Genomic DNA, 15,438 nt, shown 5'->3' with positions numbered 1-15,438 from the left:
GCTCATGTGTCCAACGGGACATACCTGCGCACGCGGTTCTTCCTGATCCCCATCGCAAGATCCACTTGTTCCTGCCAGTATTGGATCTGCTTCATGACGTCTTTCAGATCCGCCCGGGTCAGGGAGCGCGTCCCGATTTTGTAGCTCTGCGCGCTGGATATCGCCAGCTCCGCAGCCAGCCAGGCATTCAGATGCTGCTGTGCGACTTCTAAACTGTATCGTGGTCTAATAGGCATTCCCTTTTCACCTCCCTTCAAATGCTGCTATTCGTTCCTCTTCTCCGGCGACGTGGCGCCGGCCCCGCATAAGAAGGAGGAACAGGTTTCATATCTACAGCCGCTTTTACACTACAATAAGGGTCCATATCATCCAAATTGGGCTGCAATATCTCAATGGCCGCCCGATTGTATACGGCCAGGTCAAGCGGTTCGTTCCTGGGCTTGACCTTAACCCACACTTGGTACGGGCTCCCCATTTTGTAGCGCGTGCGCAGTTCCTCCGCCGTCAGCCCCTCGAAGTATTGCCGTTCATACCCTCTGTTTCGCTCGGGCGTGGTCAGGGGGAAGTGGACATATCCCGGCATTTTGTTTCCTGCCTCGTCCGTTGGTGGCAGCGAGAGAGCGCTCATGACCTTTGACTTGCCCTCATCTACGCCGAGCCGGACCACCGTCGCCCGATATCGGTTATTCGTGCTGGTACCAATTATGAGCGGTAGCCTAGTGCCGTCTCCCGATCCTTCCCCCTTGATTGCAAAAAGGCGCTGTGCAGCGCGTTCCTTGCAGAAACGGTACACTTCATTCGTGAAGTGGCCGCCGGAGTCCATGCAGGTGATTGCAATCGGGAATCTGTTACCATAAATGTCCTCCCAGGTCCGTTTCAGGAACTTATCCAGGTCGGCCCAAACCTGTTTTTGCTTTAAATCGCCATATATGACATGGTACTGAATCCGCCAGTTCTCGTGACCAGCGCCCCAGCCCTGAACCTCTACTTCAAAACGATCGTCCTGAGTATCGACGGCAGCCGTAAGAATCTTCACGCCATCCGGAATGTCGGCGTGGTACATCTCCCGCCGGTTATATAGGACATCTTCATCCAGTTGTTCACCTTTTTCTTCCCATGTCTCTGCCAGGACAGTATTAAAAAAGGTTTTGAGCAGTTCGGGACCGCCTCTGTTTGCCTCGTACCACTTATTGACGATTTTTTTCCAGGTTACATTGATGGTGGCATAAAGGGAACTTAGTTTGAATCCTCGCCTAGTCGCATGTTTTTTTTGAGCAATCCAAACCGCATTTTTTGCGTAATCTTTTTTCCATTCGTGTTCAGCATGGAGAGCTCCGCAATATTTACAAACATGTTCGACCCTAATGCATTGACTCGTTTCTTTGTCATACTCATACTTGATTCGGTTCCATTCCAAGATCTGCAGCTCACCACATGACGGGCACGGTAAGTGTAGTTCCTCCATTGTGCTATCTTTGTAAAGAGCCTCAATCTTTGATACATCTTTGACGGTCGGAGTCGACACCCATATCAACTTTTTGTTGTAAAAAGTCTCTGTCCGAGCTGTGACCAAAGATACAGGGTCACCCTCTTTTCCAGCAGATACCGGGAAGCGATCAACCTCGTCACCAATTACCACCCGAATCGGCTTGGATGCCAGCGACGCCGGGGAATTGGCTCCGGCAATATTGATCCGGCCGCCTGGGAATGATTTATACAGGATAGTATTACGGCTGTCCCGGCTTTTGTCCTTAACGACGAGCGTGGATAATTGCGGCGAATCTCGATACATCGGAGTTAAACGGTCGTTCGAAAAGTCCCTTGCAACCATCAGATCCGGTTGAATTACCATGATTGGGGACGGATCGTGACCGGTAAAATAGCCTATTGTGTTGAGTTGGATATCTGTTTTGCCGAGTTGGGCGCCCCACATCAGCACTACAGATTCAACATTGGGATCTGAAATGGCTCTCATCGGCTCTCGTTGATATGGAGCTCGGTCAGTATTCCAAGGGCCTGGCTCCGCAGATGCTTCCGGAGACAGAATCCGGTGTTCGTCCGCCCATTCATCCACACCGATAGCCGCCGGCGGTGCAACCAGATGAATGGTATCTCGGAGAAGTTCAAGCGTTCTACGTCTTTGTGCGTTCATTCCTCATCACTCAACGGATCATATTTCGCAAGTTGCTGGAGGGCGGCGTTAATCTTGTTTTCAAGGAGGATACGGATCTCCCGCGCGTCATCCATGTATGACAGTTCGTTCGCCAGCTTTGGCGGCAATCCGGCCAGACTCCGCCGGAACTCAACCAGCAGCATACCCCAGGCGTGCTCTACGTCCTCGGTGGTGTGCAGGTTCTTTCGCTTCTCCTCCAGCTCCAGCATTGCAATTTCCTTCTTGATCCGTTCGTGCTCCGCCTTCTCGTCCCGGTAGCTGATTTTTCCGTCGGATGACTCGCCCTCGATATGCCGGATGTAATCCTGTACGGCCTCGCCCAGAACGAACTTGCCGCGGCTGACCTGCTGTAGCACGCCGTCACGGGTCAGCTGCCGGATCCACTGTGGTGATTTTCCGACGACTGCACCGAGCTCACTGGTCAGGATCTCCTTTTCATGCAGCTGCTCTCCCTTCTCTTTTGGTTTCGCCATTCCAACCACCTCGACTTTCGCTTTTACGGCTCGAATAGCCGATAAGTATTTTTTATTGCTTCGAATTAAGCGATAAAAAATAGCACCCCCTCCCAGCTCCCTGCTGGGGAAAGCGCTAGTAAAATTGAAATTTAAAATCTAGCCGGATTTCGGGGTCGCCAGCACCCGCACCTCTTCACGACCTCCAGAAGGACCCGTTTGGCTGATTTTCCTTATTCGCGAATCATATCCGACGACCTTTGTCACTTCCCTAGACCAATTCCCTTCCCAACGACGTTAAGCCGTCAGAAGCTGTTTATCTTAAAGGAAATGTCGCCTATCCTTTCATTGCCCTAGTGTCGCGTTGATCTTCTTCTCCAGATCCCGGCGCTGCTTCAGCTTTTCATTGTGAGTCTGCATCATCTCCCGGGCTTCCATCACTCGCTTCGTAAGCTTTTGTTCGAGCGTTACGCCTCGGAGGCGCTCAAACCAGCCAACGGTCACCACTTCGCGGTAGTTCTCGGCGAGAATACGATTGCAGGAAAGGATAGCCTTCGTATCCCCAGTAATATGAACCTGAAGCATGTCCATGCGATACCACCCGGGAATCAACACCACATCGTCAAGCTTTGGAAGCTTCCCCCTTGGATGTTCCCTCACCGTCCTGTCCCTCCTGTTCCTTCTCAGCGCCGACTTCTATTTGTTTGCGCAACGCATCCATCTCGCTTTTCATCTGCTTCTGAAGCTTGGCGATCCTCTTCTTCAGAACTTTTTGATCATACTTCTCATTTCGAAGCTTGGGAGCAGCCTTCCGGATCTTCTTTTGCAGGTTACGAATAGATTCGTCAGTGTAATATCCAACAAACTTCTGACGACAGATCGGGCATGTGATATACACCTTCTCGATTCCCTCGCCCATGTCTTCGGTGTGGATCGCCGTGATATGAAAAGGCGTCTTACACGAACAGCATGACACCCTCATTCCAAAATCTCTCCTTTTCATGTGATTGATAGATTTATAAAAATAAACATTCATGAACTCTCGTTCGCAAACCTAGCATGAAAATAGCGAGGGTTTAGTGGTCGGACCTATTTCCCATACTGCTACTACATGACGCGAAACACGTTCTTTTTAATGGTGGTGTAACCCCGACAAATAAACTGTTGAGGATGAGTTCTGTGTACAAACCTGTGCTGGCTCTGTATGCCCAATCAGAGAACCGCGAACAGAAAAATGCTCAAGCTCGAATTCATCCGCCGTCATGTATTTCAGTTATGGAGGGAAGCCAAGATGGAAGTATTGCTTGAACGCTGTGCTGGAATGGACGTTCACCAAGAGACAATCGTCGTTTGTGTGATGACCACAGATGCTGCGGGGGAGGCCCACAGCGAGATCCGAACCTTTGGAACGATGACCAAACATCTTTTCGAACTGCTTAAGTACCTGGAGTCCCAAGGCGTTACACACATCGCAATGGAGAGCACGGGAATCTATTGGAAACCTGTCTACAACATCCTTGAAGGCTACTTCACCGTCGTACTGGCGAATGCGCAGCGCATTAAGAATGTTCCTGGCCGCAAGACGGATGTTTGTGATGCCGAATGGATCGCGAAGCTGCTTCGAGTCGGTCTAATTGAGCCCAGCTTTGTGCCATCCGAGGACTTAAGGGAGCTACGGGACCTCTGCCGACTTCGAAAAAAACGAATCGGCTCCCTAACAGCGGAGAAAAACCGAATCCAGAAGTATCTTGAAGCAGGTAACGTCAAGCTAGGCAGTGTCATCTCAGACGTATTCGGTGTATCCGGGCGCAGTTTGTTGCAACGCTTAATCGAAAAAGGTTACGTTGACGCGGAAGATGTTGAAGCGAGCGTCAAGGGTTCGATCAAGAACAAAAAAAGTGAAGTTACTGACTCTCTTTTTGGCACGATGACCCCGCATCAAATTCGATTGATTAAAGATTGTTGGGAGCATATCGAATACTTAGAGAAGTCCATTGCTCGGTTGGAAGCCGAAATTAACGATCACTTGGAGCCCTATCGGACGGAGTACGAACTGCTTCAGACCATTCCAGGTGTTAGCGAACGAACAGCTGCAGCACTCCTTGCAGAAATCGGGGCCGATATGGAGCAATTTCCATCCGCAGATCACCTTGCCTCTTGGGCTGGCGTAGCACCCGGCAACCACGAGAGTGCAGGCAAAAAAAAAGTACAAAAAGCGTAAAAGGCAATCCTCATGCAAAAGTGACACTATGCGAAGCGTCTTGGGCAATCGCTCGCTCACGAAACACGGTCTTGGCAACAAAGTTCTGGAAGATTGCTTCACGACGAGGAAAGAAAAAAGCTTGCATTGCCATTTCACGTAAGATACTTATCATTGCTTACCACATGCTGAAGAACAAACAAATTTACATCGAAGGTGGACCACAAGCACCACTCATGCAGATCAACTAACCTTACAGCATTGACGAAACATAGCGATTTTAAACAAGGCCCCTTCAAAGAAGGTGGACCGGGCATCTTATGGTCATTTCTCAGAAAATTGCTGCTTTTTAAAGACGATAATCGTTCATGAGTGCGTTTGGATTTTCACAGAAAAAAACGTCATTCTATTTTGAATGACATTTGCGACGTATCTCTTTATCTAAGTACGTATAAAGTAGATCTAAGATCTAATTATCTATATAGATCTATATATTCTTGATCGTGATCAAATCGTGGTGCAAATCGTTGTTCACGCACATGCCTCAAACCCTTGTGGCTCTAAGGGAAATACCTGCTCAAAAGGTTGATCAAAAGGTTGATCAAACGTTGTTCAAATCGCTGTTCACGGGAATAGCTTAATCCCTTACCCCGTAAGGCTTCGCGGTTGCTCAAAACGTTGTTCACGGGGTCGCTGTCTAACCTTACATGACGTGTAAGAATCTCGGGAAATAATTTTTGGTCAAAATAAAAAGCCGCTGAACTCTGTCAGCGACTCAATTTGTAAAGCACGTATTGGTTTAAGGATACGCCCTCACGCTCAGCCTGCTCCGCCAGTTGCCTGTGAAGGGTGACTTTCAGATGGTCTGCAATACCCATGTATAGTATTTACCAGGCGTCCGTCACGTTCCAGAGATATTATTGCTGTTAAGATTTCCGACCTACTATATTTATTAAAAGCAGGGTCCTCGCATAAGAGATCAAGCAAATTGTCAAGCTGTATAGCACCACGTCCGACTAAAAGCCCGTAAATTCTTCCCTCGATCGCAGACCTGATCTTTCTTTCTCTTACCGTCATATTGTTTATTTTATTCATCAGAATGACCTTCTCAATTTCCGCCATTTTAACAGATTCTTCTCCATCTTTTTGTTGAGCGACAGTCTTTAATTGGTTGAGTACGGTCTCTCTCCATTCCTGTGTGTCCGTTATTTTTTCAATGAGTTCATCCTTAAGCGAACTTACATTTATAAGTTCATCCGAAAATTTTTTCAAAGTAGCCTCTGCTTCTTCAACAGACTCTGCTAGCTTTTGTGCTGACTCCCTCATCTGTCTGGTATTTTCTTTCTGAGATGAACTGTCAATATACGTGTAAACAATCGCAAGAACTGCCAGTATAATCGAAATTAATGTTGATGCTACACTAATTCCAAGAACCGCCTTTTCGGACGTATAAAATACTATCGTGGATATTGTTACAACTCCACTTACCAAAAGCATGATAATGAATGTGTAGATTAGTTCCTTTTTTTTATTCATTTCTCCATCCTCCCCCTATCCGCCATACTTCGACACAAGGGGAGTTAAATCCTGCCAATAAGAATGCCGTCCACAAAGGGAGAAGGTTAATTACGGGCTATCGAGGCATTGGCCCACATAACCGTTTGCTCCAGGTTGGTCATTGCCAGCGACTTCTCCCGGCTGTTCGGGCATTCTGCGTCAAGCAAATAAGCCAGCTCCTTCGCCTTCTCGCGAATGGCCGTGTATTTCTCTGGCTGCTCTTCTTTCGGTGCATGGTACTTAAAATTGTTTTCAATTTGCGGATTCTGCGTCATTTTTAAACCCTTCTCTCCCAGGAATAATTGCGGCGTTTATTAACGCACGCCGCGGCGCCCAGGAGCCACACCTTAGCCGCTCTGGTCACAGCCAAAAGGAGCGCAGCAGTCTCATCTATAGCTTTCCCCCGCTTGATGATGGTCATGCATGCTGCCGCATTAGGGAGGCGTGGCGTCAACGAAAAAGGCGACCATGTAGGCCGCCGTGAATAATCTTGCTGATAATATCATCATACACCCGTTTAAGTGGTAAACGAGAAATAAACAAGAAAAGAAAATCAAATAAAATCTAAACAAACATTTATGGGTGTGTTACCATAGACAGAAGCAGGATACATATTACTAAAAAGGAGGCTGCCATGTATTTAGACGCAAAGAAACTGATTGAACTTGGTGTGGAAAATATCATCAATTATTTACGCCGTTCCCGAGCTGATATCGAGTATGAGAAGAAAACGGGCGAAGATACACTTAAAAAGCAAACTGAAATAATGGACAGAGTCCTTACTCCTTATGGCATCCCTTTCATTCAACGTACGGAGATTGGTAGCGGAGATAAGATAAGTACCAGACCTGTATTTCAAGGCATAATCGAAGAGCTGAGAGCAGGAATATATCAAGCAATTGCTGTTAAGGAAATTCCTCGTTTGGGTCGAGGCTCATATACAGACATGGGCACAATTTACGATCTTATCATCGAGAAAAATATTTACATTATTACTCAGTACCGAGTGTTTGACCCAAGCAACCCAGCTGATCTAAGACAAATACGCTTTGAACTGTTTATGAGTCGCGAAGAATTTGAAACTACAAGGGAAAGACTTATGAGCGGAAGAATTGGCAGTGCTTGGGATGGCAAGTGGGTAGCAGGTGCGCCGCCTTATGGATATGACTATGATGAAAAGTCCGGTAAGCTGGTTATCAATGAAGAGCAAGCAAAAGCAGTTCGCGACTTATTTGAGATGTATATAAACGGAATTCCGGTTCCAAATAATAACACGGGTGAAATAGAATTCAAAGACGCTGGATATTATTCATTGGCCACTCATTTCAAACGAAATACTAATTACTTGACGCCATCTGGTACCAAAGAGTGGAATACTATGGTTGTTAAGAAACTACTCTTAGCTGATCGCTTTATTGGGGTTGCTAGGTTCAAGCCACGGGGAATGGAACCAATTGTAATTGAGGATGCGCATGAGGCGATCATTGACCTAGATACTTGGGAGAAGGTTCAGGCCAAAATCCAAGACAGACGAGATAATTACTCCAAGTACCCACGCACACGATCTGGATATTCAACTTGTGAATTAGCTTCTTTAGTTGTGTGTAAAAAATGTGGTCGTCGCATGATTCGCTCTTTCTCTTCTCAACCTTACAAAAAAAAGAATGGAGAAGTCGTGTACCATGATAAAGAATCGCTCTGGTGTAGGCAAGCAGGGTGTTCATATTTAAGTTATCGCGCTATCGAAAAAGAAATACTTCGTTCTCTTGAAATATTGCAAGAACTTGACTCAAATAGGTTGGAGTCCATCATGGTTGGTCTGATAAGCGAAAGACCAACAGAAAGATTGGAAGAAGCGAAAACTAATGCACTGTCAATCTTAAAAGAGCGTCGTTTAAATCTAAAAAAGCGAATGAATTTTATATACGACAAATACGAAGATGGAAAATACGATGATGAGGTATTTATGGAGCGCAAACAGAGTATTGAAATAGAATTATCAGAAATTGATGAATTAGAACGTGCATATTCCGAAGCTGCCCCATCCAAACAATCAAATAAAGTTGATTCCGCTGTGGTGAAAAAGAATATAACCACCATACTCCAGGCCTATCAGAGTACAGACAATAAAGAAAAAAAGAACGATATTCTTCGTGCTGTATTGGATAGTGTCACCGTAGAACTAACTGAACCAAGACAGGGAAGAAGGCCGGCAAGGTTCAATCTGTACCCCAAACTTCGAGCAGATATATTAAAACCTATTTTTTAGGGTATCATATATCGTTCGATTCTCCCGTCGATACGATTACGAACAATGTGGCGGGGCAGCTTAATATTTTCGAGGCAGTCCGCCGCCACGATCTTGACTGCAAGATCCAGATCGCCTGTTCCAGCGAAGAATACGGCCATGTCGAGCCTCACGAGACGCCGATTACCGAGGACAACCCGCTGCGGCCGCTGAGTCCATATGCGGTGAGCAAGGCAGCACAAGATTATCTTGGTTACCAATATTTCAAAAGCTATGGTCTGCATGTGCTACGCACCCGTACCTTCAATCATACGGGCCCTCGCCGGGGCGAGCAGTTCGTGACGTCCAACTTCGCCAAGCAGATTGCCGAGATCGAGAAGGGGCTTCGGGCGCCGGTCGTCCATGTCGGCAACCTGAACGCGAAGCGGGACTTTACCTACGTGCGGGATGTCGTGCGCGCCTATTGGCTTGCTCTGGAAAAAGGCGAACCCGGCGAATGCTACAATATCGCCTCCGGATCCTGCGTCACGATTCGAGAGATGCTGAACATGCTGCTCTCCTTCAGCAGTGTCAACATCGGCATCGTTCCGGATCCGAGCCGGATGCGGCCGTCGGATGTGGAGATTTTGCTGGGCGATAACACCAAATTCTCCCGCCAGACGGGCTGGAAGCCGGAGATCCCGCTGGAACGGACGCTGGAGGATTTGCTGAACTACTGGCGCGAGCGGGCAGGCAAGCAAGCATTATAAGAGGAGAGGAACCGGAAGCGCCATCTCGGCGGCTCCGGCAATCATTTTGAAGCATTCAACCGTTTCCCGGCAGGTTATCGGGAAGCGGTTTTTTTCATATCATGAAGTTACTCCGCCTATGCAATGCATGCTGCCGCGATCGCCACCAATGACAAAGCGGCATTGCTGAATTATTCTAATCATACGATAAGCATAAAGCCCCGGAACTCTCCACCACAATTCATTTTCGAGAGGTATTAGAACCGATCATACCTGCCCATTTTACTTTTCAAGTTCCCATGTCCATGTTTCAAGATATTGTTCTTGGGTTACTTCAATCAGTTGTACTCATTATAAAAAATACGAATGGAGATCATATCATTCATAATGTGAAACAAAGCAGGTCCTGTTACTTTAGAGATGGTGATGGAAATATACTTGAAATCATATCGCATGATTATATTGAAGAGGGAATTATAAAGCCTGTGGGGAAGTTACAAATTTTATATCTAAGAGAAATCGGTTTCCCTGTAGACCGTGGAATCCTACATCATTACCTCCTAAAATGCATGTACCCTTTGGGAACAATTACCACTGGAAATGGAACATATGTTGCAAGTGCCGAAACTCCGGCTATGTTTACTGTAGAATAAACTGTTGATATTTTCATAAAAAACAAGTCCGTGGAATTCTCACGCGGCTCTTTATTTATTGCCTCATCAAATGGAGTTGGTTTGTAGCAGTTGGAGCTAATTTCATAACCATAAGTTATACGATATGTGACGTTTACCTGAAACCAAAAAAGGCCCCGGTCGCAGCGACCAAGGCAAAAGTAGTAAAAGGTTATGAAGAAAAAATTGGAGCGGGTGATGGGAATCGAACCCACGCTGCTGGCTTGGGAAGCCAGCGTTCTACCATTGAACTACACCCGCGGAGGCCAAAAAACACACCCAGATCCCGCAACAACTGACCGAGTGTGTCCAATCAACAACAGATGGTCGGGACGACACGATTTGAACATGCGACCCCCTGGTCCCAAACCAGGTGCTCTACCAAGCTGAGCTACGTCCCGAAACAAAGTAACTTTTGACAAGAATTAATATACCATATAGTTGAGTATCATGCAAGCCAATTTACGAAAAAATGAACCGGTAAAATGAACCATCCCGAACAGCCCCGGTCACGGAAAACGACGGCCCGCACCGCTCTTTAAGAGTCGACGAGGCCGTTCTCCAATGCGTACCGCGTCAGCTGCACGCGATTCTCCAGATGAAGCTTCTGCAAAATATTTTTCAGATGATTTTTGACCGTGTGCTCGGATAAAGAAAATTGGGCGGCAATCTCCTTGTTCGACTCGCCCCTGGCGACCCGCTCCAATATTTCGCGCTCCCGCACCGTCAACGGGGAATGCGCCGGCGCTTTGCTGTTCTTGGTGGAGAATTCCTGCAAAATGCGGAATGCCAGCTCCTTCGACATGGGCGCCTCGTCAATGGCGATCGCCCGCAAATACTCATGCCATGCCGATGGTTGCAAGTTTTTGAGAAGATAGCCTTGTGCTCCTTTTTTCAGCGCCTCGAACAAATGGGTAATATCGTCGGATACCGTCACCATGACGATTTTGACATAGGGGAACCGCTCCTTAATATGCTTGGTCGCTTCCAGCCCGTCCATCACCGGCATCGAGATATCCATCAGGATCATATCCGGCATCACCGTCTCGGTCATCGCGATCGCTTCTTCGCCATTCACCGCTTCGCCCACGATGGCGAAGGAGGGATCGATCGCCAAAATATCCCGCATCCCTTCTCGCGCATGCGCATGATCGTCCGCGATCAACACGCGGAACACCGGTTGTCCACCCATACTCATCGTCCCCTCTCCTCTCGATTCATGCCTACCGGTCCTCGGCCAGCCGTTCGGCGGCACCGCGCTTCGAGACGCGCATAATCGTCTGTCCGGCCTCCCGCCTCATCTCGAAATGCCAGCCCAGTGTCCTGGCCCGATCCCGGAGCATTTTCAATCCGTACTTCCCGGCCGCGGCGCAAGGATCGCCCGCGAACCCCGTGCCGTCATCCCGCACCTCGCATTCGAAGCCGTCCCCATTGACCCGCCCAATGACTCGCACATGCTTCGCGTCCGCATGCTTCCTCACATTGGTCAATGCTTCCCGCACGCAGGAAAACAAAGCGATCTTCTCCTTAATCGTCAGCGACTCTTCCGGGATGGACCAGGCGACATCCATCTCCCACTCCGTATCTTTATGAATATCCTCGATCATTTGCATGAACGGATGGGACCAGGTAAAATCCTTCTCCTGCGGTACGGTCCGCAGGTTCGCAATCGCTTGCCGCACATCGTCATACACATGCCGCACCGTCTGCCGGAGCTTATCCAGTTGACCCTGCTTCTCCTCCGGAGGGCATGATTCCAGCCGATCGATTTTGACCGACAGCATGAACAACGATTGCGAGATGCCGTCATGCAGCTCCTGCGCCAGCCGCTCCCGTTCCTCCAGCGCCGCCGTCATCCGCTGCTCCCGCCGGAGCGTCGCCTGCGTATCGTCCAGCTTCTTGAACAGGCGCGTCAGCAGCGTAGCCGACACGATGAACACGATGATCGGAGCCAATATATTGCCCATGTCCATCGACAAATAAGGAAGCAAGAAGGAATGTCTGACATATTCCCATAGCCCGATCGTCAATGTCGGAATCCATAATATCAACCGCTTAATCATCTTGTCGCGCATTCGCGCATCCTCCCCGCTCCTTCTGCCGCCCAGACCCTTGCAGCCGGACGATGATCATTCCGTTCCGTTCTGCCGTTCTTTTTCCGGTTGCGCTTCCCAGCAAAAAAGCATGAGATCCCGCACGGGAGCTCATGCCGCCTTCCTGCACACGATGAGACGATGGCCCTGACTGTTCTCATTGCGATTGCGGCGCTGCCGTCGATTCCCGGACGATAATCTCCGAATTGAGACGAACGGTCCGGTTCGTGAGCGAGACGCCGTTCATCTGCTTGACCAGCATGTCCACCGCCGCCTTCCCGATCTGCACGGCCGGCTGCCGCATCGTGGTCAAGCGCGGCCGCAGCTCGGAGGCAAGGACCTGATCGTCGTAGCCGACGATCGACATATGCTCCGGCACCCGCAGGCCCGCTTCCGTCAACGCGTTGATGGCGCCCAGCGCCGTGAAATCGTCCGCGGCGAACAAGGCCGTCGGCAGGTGCCCTTGATCCAGCCATTTGCGAACCGCCTGGTAACCGGATTCAATCGAGAACTCGCCCGGCTCCACCGCGAACGGCTCCAAGCCCGCTTCCGCCAACGCCTGCCTGAATCCGCGCTCCCGCTCGATCGAGCTGAGGAAGAAGTCCGGGCCCTGGATATGGGCGATGGAGCGATGCCCCAGTTCAACGAGATGGCGGGTCGCCTCATAGCCTCCGGTATAATTGTCGACGGTAACGCCGTGAACATCCGGCTGAACGGTCTGATGATCGATGAGCACGAACGGAATGTTCCGGTTCCGAAGCTCCGTCAAGTAGGACAATTCATGAATCGGCGACAGCAGAAGCAGTCCGTCCACCCGGTCCTCCTCGATAAAATCCCTCCCCACGCCTTCCTCCTGGGGATAACTCGCGACTGACAAAGCAAGATAATATCCGTGATCCTTCAACAGCGAAGACACCGTCTGCACGATGCTGTCCAGGAATGAATCCTGGAGCGTCGTGACAATCATGCCGATGACTCCGGTTTTGCCTTTCGCCAAGCTTCGTGCCGCCGCATTCGGGTGATAGTCCAGTTCCTTCATCGCCTGCAGAACCTTCTGGCGATTCTTTTCTCGAACAGTTTGGGCATTGTTCAAGACACGGGATACCGTTACGACAGACAAGCCAGCTTTTTTAGCCACATCAAAAATACTGACTTTCATATCCTTCTCTCCTCATTGTCATCGTCATCCTGTCAGCCACATTGTTGTCATCTAGTATCCATAATAACCAATTTAACGCTTCATTCCAATAAAATCTGCAGCAATCCGCGATTCATTTTGAGTATACTATGAATTAGAGTGGACTTTCGCCAATCGCCGCCTTGAAACGCAATTCAAGTTACGGCGTATTAGGTATATATAGGGTGGATGCATACATTTGCCCACGAAGGAGATGGTAAGAATGATCGTAGCAACAACCGAAAATATCCCCAACTATGAAGTCACTGAAGTGCTTGGCACCGCTTTTGGCGTGGTCGTGCGCGCCCGCGGCATCGGCGGAGACATTATGGCTTCCTTGAAAGGGCTGGTCGGCGGCGAAGTCAAGCAATACACGCAGATGATCGAGGACGCCCGGCGCCAAGCGATGGATCGGATGATCGAAAATGCGCACGCGATGGGCGGCGACGCTGTCACGATGATGCGCTTCGATAGCGGCGACGTGGCCCAGAACATGAGCGAAATCGTGGCTTACGGAACGGTCGTCAAGCTGAGACCTGTTCAGAGGTAGGCATGCCTATGTGGATCGTGATCGGTACGGCGTTAGTCGTATACGGGCTCCCTTTGCTTGCCCTTATCATCCTCATCATCGTCGGCAAAACCTATTATGACAAGCGCTACAAGCAAGTCGATAATCCTCGCGACGCGATCGGCATCAACGCCGATTATGCCCCGACCAAGGAAATTTTTATCGATCCTCGTGACGGTCATAAATATCAGGTATACTACAATGCGAAAACGGGCCAAAGACAATATATCCGTATGGATTGATGAAGGCCCCCACAGCATGGCGTCATGAAAATCAGCCCGCATCCCTGTCTTGGGAGCGGGCCATCTTCGCTTTATCTCATTATTCCGGCTTCTTCTGGGAAAAGCTGACTTCCGGCGTCGTCATGCGATCGTAGAACTCGACGTATTGGTCACGCTCGTCCGAGGCGAGCAGCGCCATGGCCGAACGGGGATGTTCATCGAGCGTTCCGGTGACCAGATAAGGAATCAGGTACCCCCACTCCCATTTTTCGCGCGTCTGCAGCATATAATTTTGGATGAAACCGAGCACCGGACGCATATGGTATCTGCTGTTCTTCAGATGCGTCAGCAGCAGCTCGGTCGGGCAGTTCCCCGCGCCGCGTCCCATGCCGTAGACGGAGGCGTCCAGAATCTCGACGCCCAGTTCGGCTGCGACGAGCGTATTGGAGAAGGCGAGCTGCATATTGTTGTGCGTGTGCACGCCCAGGCGCTTGTTCGGCAGATACTCCTTGAACTTATGCACCAGGTAATGTATATCGTTATGATCGAGGCTGCCGTAAGAATCGACAATATAGACGATGTCTACCGGGCTGTCCTTAATCATGGCGAAGGCTTCAATCAGATCGTTCTCCATCACGTTGGAGAGCGCCATAATATTAATGGTTGTCTCATAGCCCCGATCGTGGAAAAGCTGAATCAGATCAAGCGCTTTGTCGACGTCTTTGCTGTAGCAAGCGACACGGATCAGATCAAGCATGCTCTCGGAACGAGGCAAAATATCATTTTCGTCCACCCGTCCGATATCAACGAGGGCCGACAGCTTGGTTGTTCCTTTTTGCGGAATGACTTTACGCAGGAAATCGTCATCCAAAAAACGCCAAGGGCCTGCTTCATCAGCGCCTTTAAGCAATTTCGGCGAGTTTTTGTAGCCAATTTCCATATAATCGACGCCCGCTTCGTTCAATGAGGCATACAAGCTTTGCACGAACTCGACGCTGAAATCCCAGTTATTGACGAGACCGCCGTCGCGAATGGTGCAGTCGATAATTTTACAATGATTCGTTTTCATCCCGCTATCTCCTTCTCAAAATAATTTTCTCTCTATTCTAATAGAGAACGCCTCTCAAAGTAAAGGAAATCCAGCTTCTTTCTCCATCGCGATTCTACTTTTTCCAATCATTCCATAGTTAAGCGCGTGTTCAAAGAGGCCGGTGTTCGAGCACTGGGAAGATGGGTTGAATTCGATGCGGGAGCGCCGTGCAGGCAAGACTGCATGAGCAGCCACATTGTTTCCGCAGGAAACATACTTCGGAAAATGCCCGGACACTTCTTTTGTCTATGATCAAAATC

15 protein-coding genes, 2 tRNA genes and 2 pseudogenes are annotated in these 15,438 nt (G+C 49.1%); 5 read left to right on the top strand and 14 right to left on the bottom strand.

Annotated elements, in window-relative coordinates; translation table 11 throughout:
* Positions 1-2: 2 nt before the first annotated feature.
* The 5 genes from OCY70_RS16180 to OCY70_RS16160 form a co-directional block, all read right to left on the bottom strand.
* On the bottom strand, positions 3-236 hold the full coding sequence (locus OCY70_RS16180) for a DUF6148 family protein (RefSeq protein ID WP_213427799.1): 234 nt from the start codon (positions 234-236) through the stop codon (positions 3-5).
* Between the two features lie 17 nt (positions 237-253).
* On the bottom strand, positions 254-2,152 hold the full coding sequence (locus tag OCY70_RS16175; RefSeq protein WP_213427800.1) for a phage terminase large subunit family protein: 1,899 nt from the start codon (positions 2,150-2,152) through the stop codon (positions 254-256).
* Entirely contained in the window at positions 2,149-2,646 is a 498-nt protein-coding gene (locus OCY70_RS16170) for a hypothetical protein (protein ID WP_213427801.1), read from the bottom strand. The genes OCY70_RS16175 and OCY70_RS16170 overlap by 4 nt, the downstream gene beginning before the upstream one ends.
* Before the next feature lie 324 nt (positions 2,647-2,970).
* Positions 2,971-3,285 carry a hypothetical protein gene (locus OCY70_RS16165; protein ID WP_213427802.1) on the bottom strand — a complete coding sequence of 105 codons (315 nt, stop codon included), beginning with the start codon at positions 3,283-3,285 and terminating at the stop codon, positions 2,971-2,973.
* Positions 3,248-3,661 (bottom strand): hypothetical protein, encoded by a 414-nt coding sequence (locus OCY70_RS16160; protein ID WP_261948771.1) that lies wholly within the window; start codon positions 3,659-3,661, stop codon positions 3,248-3,250. Before OCY70_RS16160 ends, OCY70_RS16165 begins: the two co-directional genes overlap by 38 nt.
* A 255-nt stretch (positions 3,662-3,916) precedes the next feature.
* On the opposite strand from OCY70_RS16160, the pseudogene OCY70_RS16155 reads away from it, so the two are divergent.
* Positions 3,917-5,076, top strand: a pseudogene (locus OCY70_RS16155) (IS110 family transposase).
* Positions 5,077-5,592: 516 nt separating this feature from the next.
* Here OCY70_RS16155 and OCY70_RS16150 read toward each other — a convergent pair.
* The 3 genes from OCY70_RS16150 to OCY70_RS16140 all read right to left on the bottom strand — a co-directional run bounded on the left by OCY70_RS16150 (position 5,593) and on the right by OCY70_RS16140 (position 6,657).
* On the bottom strand, positions 5,593-5,661 hold the full coding sequence (locus OCY70_RS16150; RefSeq protein ID WP_261945008.1) for a toxin-antitoxin system HicB family antitoxin: 69 nt from the start codon (positions 5,659-5,661) through the stop codon (positions 5,593-5,595).
* Positions 5,645-6,361 carry a hypothetical protein gene (locus OCY70_RS16145; RefSeq protein ID WP_213431247.1) on the bottom strand — a complete coding sequence of 239 codons (717 nt, stop codon included), beginning with the start codon at positions 6,359-6,361 and terminating at the stop codon, positions 5,645-5,647. The genes OCY70_RS16150 and OCY70_RS16145 overlap by 17 nt, the downstream gene beginning before the upstream one ends.
* An 86-nt stretch (positions 6,362-6,447) precedes the next feature.
* Positions 6,448-6,657: an Acb2/Tad1 domain-containing protein gene (locus tag OCY70_RS16140; RefSeq protein ID WP_213431248.1), complete on the bottom strand. Its 210-nt coding sequence runs from the start codon at positions 6,655-6,657 to the stop codon at positions 6,448-6,450.
* Between the two features lie 359 nt (positions 6,658-7,016).
* Between OCY70_RS16140 and OCY70_RS16135 the strand changes: the two genes are divergently transcribed.
* Together OCY70_RS16135 and OCY70_RS16130 are read left to right on the top strand one after the other, a co-directional pair.
* Positions 7,017-8,651 carry a recombinase family protein gene (locus OCY70_RS16135; protein ID WP_213431249.1) on the top strand — a complete coding sequence of 545 codons (1,635 nt, stop codon included), beginning with the start codon at positions 7,017-7,019 and terminating at the stop codon, positions 8,649-8,651.
* A gap of 11 nt (positions 8,652-8,662) precedes the next feature.
* Positions 8,663-9,379, top strand: a pseudogene (locus OCY70_RS16130) (GDP-mannose 4,6-dehydratase); the annotation flags it as partial.
* Positions 9,380-10,216: 837 nt separating this feature from the next.
* On the opposite strand, the gene OCY70_RS16125 reads toward OCY70_RS16130, so the two are convergent.
* The 5 genes from OCY70_RS16125 to OCY70_RS16105 form a co-directional block, all read right to left on the bottom strand.
* Positions 10,217-10,290: transfer RNA gene (locus OCY70_RS16125), tRNA-Gly, on the bottom strand.
* Positions 10,291-10,353: 63 nt separating this feature from the next.
* Positions 10,354-10,430, bottom strand: a tRNA-Pro gene (locus tag OCY70_RS16120).
* 137 nt (positions 10,431-10,567) lie between these two features.
* Entirely contained in the window at positions 10,568-11,227 is a 660-nt protein-coding gene (locus OCY70_RS16115; protein WP_197259554.1) for a response regulator, read from the bottom strand.
* A 25-nt stretch (positions 11,228-11,252) separates the two neighbouring features.
* The gene (locus tag OCY70_RS16110; protein WP_261944973.1) at positions 11,253-12,104 is read right to left on the bottom strand and encodes a sensor histidine kinase; all 852 of its coding nucleotides are present in this window, start codon (positions 12,102-12,104) and stop codon (positions 11,253-11,255) included.
* Between the two features lie 175 nt (positions 12,105-12,279).
* Complete coding sequence (locus tag OCY70_RS16105) at positions 12,280-13,281, bottom strand: LacI family DNA-binding transcriptional regulator (RefSeq protein ID WP_213430655.1); 1,002 nt, start codon at positions 13,279-13,281, stop codon at positions 12,280-12,282.
* A gap of 241 nt (positions 13,282-13,522) precedes the next feature.
* Between OCY70_RS16105 and OCY70_RS16100 the strand changes: the two genes are divergently transcribed.
* Both OCY70_RS16100 and OCY70_RS16095 read left to right on the top strand, forming a co-directional pair.
* Positions 13,523-13,849, top strand: coding sequence for a YbjQ family protein (locus OCY70_RS16100; protein WP_213430656.1), 327 nt, complete (start codon positions 13,523-13,525; stop codon positions 13,847-13,849).
* An 8-nt stretch (positions 13,850-13,857) separates the two neighbouring features.
* On the top strand, positions 13,858-14,109 hold the full coding sequence (locus OCY70_RS16095) for an HD family phosphohydrolase (RefSeq protein WP_213430657.1): 252 nt from the start codon (positions 13,858-13,860) through the stop codon (positions 14,107-14,109).
* 79 nt (positions 14,110-14,188) lie between these two features.
* Here the strand turns inward: OCY70_RS16095 and OCY70_RS16090 are convergent, their stop codons facing one another.
* Complete coding sequence (locus OCY70_RS16090) at positions 14,189-15,157, bottom strand: aldolase catalytic domain-containing protein (RefSeq protein ID WP_213430658.1); 969 nt, start codon at positions 15,155-15,157, stop codon at positions 14,189-14,191.
* Positions 15,158-15,438: the final 281 nt, after the last annotated feature.

Origin of the sequence: Paenibacillus melissococcoides, assembly GCA_944800085.1 — a bacterium.
Classification (GTDB): Bacteria; Bacillota; Bacilli; order Paenibacillales; family Paenibacillaceae; genus Paenibacillus_B; species Paenibacillus_B melissococcoides.
Note: the sequence above shows the minus strand (reverse complement) of the source record. Positions and strands in the feature narration are given on the sequence as shown.

Coding starts and splice junctions, on each gene's coding strand:
- OCY70_RS16145 (WP_213431247.1), bottom strand. CDS start 6,361: ATGAATAAAAAAAAGGAACTAATCTACACATTCATTATCATGCTTTTG.
- OCY70_RS16135 (WP_213431249.1), top strand. CDS start 7,017: ATGTATTTAGACGCAAAGAAACTGATTGAACTTGGTGTGGAAAATATC.
- OCY70_RS16175 (WP_213427800.1), bottom strand. CDS start 2,152: ATGAACGCACAAAGACGTAGAACGCTTGAACTTCTCCGAGATACCATT.
- OCY70_RS16160 (WP_261948771.1), bottom strand. CDS start 3,661: ATGAATGTTTATTTTTATAAATCTATCAATCACATGAAAAGGAGAGAT.
- OCY70_RS16180 (WP_213427799.1), bottom strand. CDS start 236: ATGCCTATTAGACCACGATACAGTTTAGAAGTCGCACAGCAGCATCTG.
- OCY70_RS16100 (WP_213430656.1), top strand. CDS start 13,523: ATGATCGTAGCAACAACCGAAAATATCCCCAACTATGAAGTCACTGAA.
- OCY70_RS16170 (WP_213427801.1), bottom strand. CDS start 2,646: ATGGCGAAACCAAAAGAGAAGGGAGAGCAGCTGCATGAAAAGGAGATC.
- OCY70_RS16115 (WP_197259554.1), bottom strand. CDS start 11,227: ATGAGTATGGGTGGACAACCGGTGTTCCGCGTGTTGATCGCGGACGAT.
- OCY70_RS16140 (WP_213431248.1), bottom strand. CDS start 6,657: ATGACGCAGAATCCGCAAATTGAAAACAATTTTAAGTACCATGCACCG.
- OCY70_RS16110 (WP_261944973.1), bottom strand. CDS start 12,104: ATGCGCGACAAGATGATTAAGCGGTTGATATTATGGATTCCGACATTG.
- OCY70_RS16090 (WP_213430658.1), bottom strand. CDS start 15,157: ATGAAAACGAATCATTGTAAAATTATCGACTGCACCATTCGCGACGGC.
- OCY70_RS16105 (WP_213430655.1), bottom strand. CDS start 13,281: ATGAAAGTCAGTATTTTTGATGTGGCTAAAAAAGCTGGCTTGTCTGTC.
- OCY70_RS16095 (WP_213430657.1), top strand. CDS start 13,858: ATGTGGATCGTGATCGGTACGGCGTTAGTCGTATACGGGCTCCCTTTG.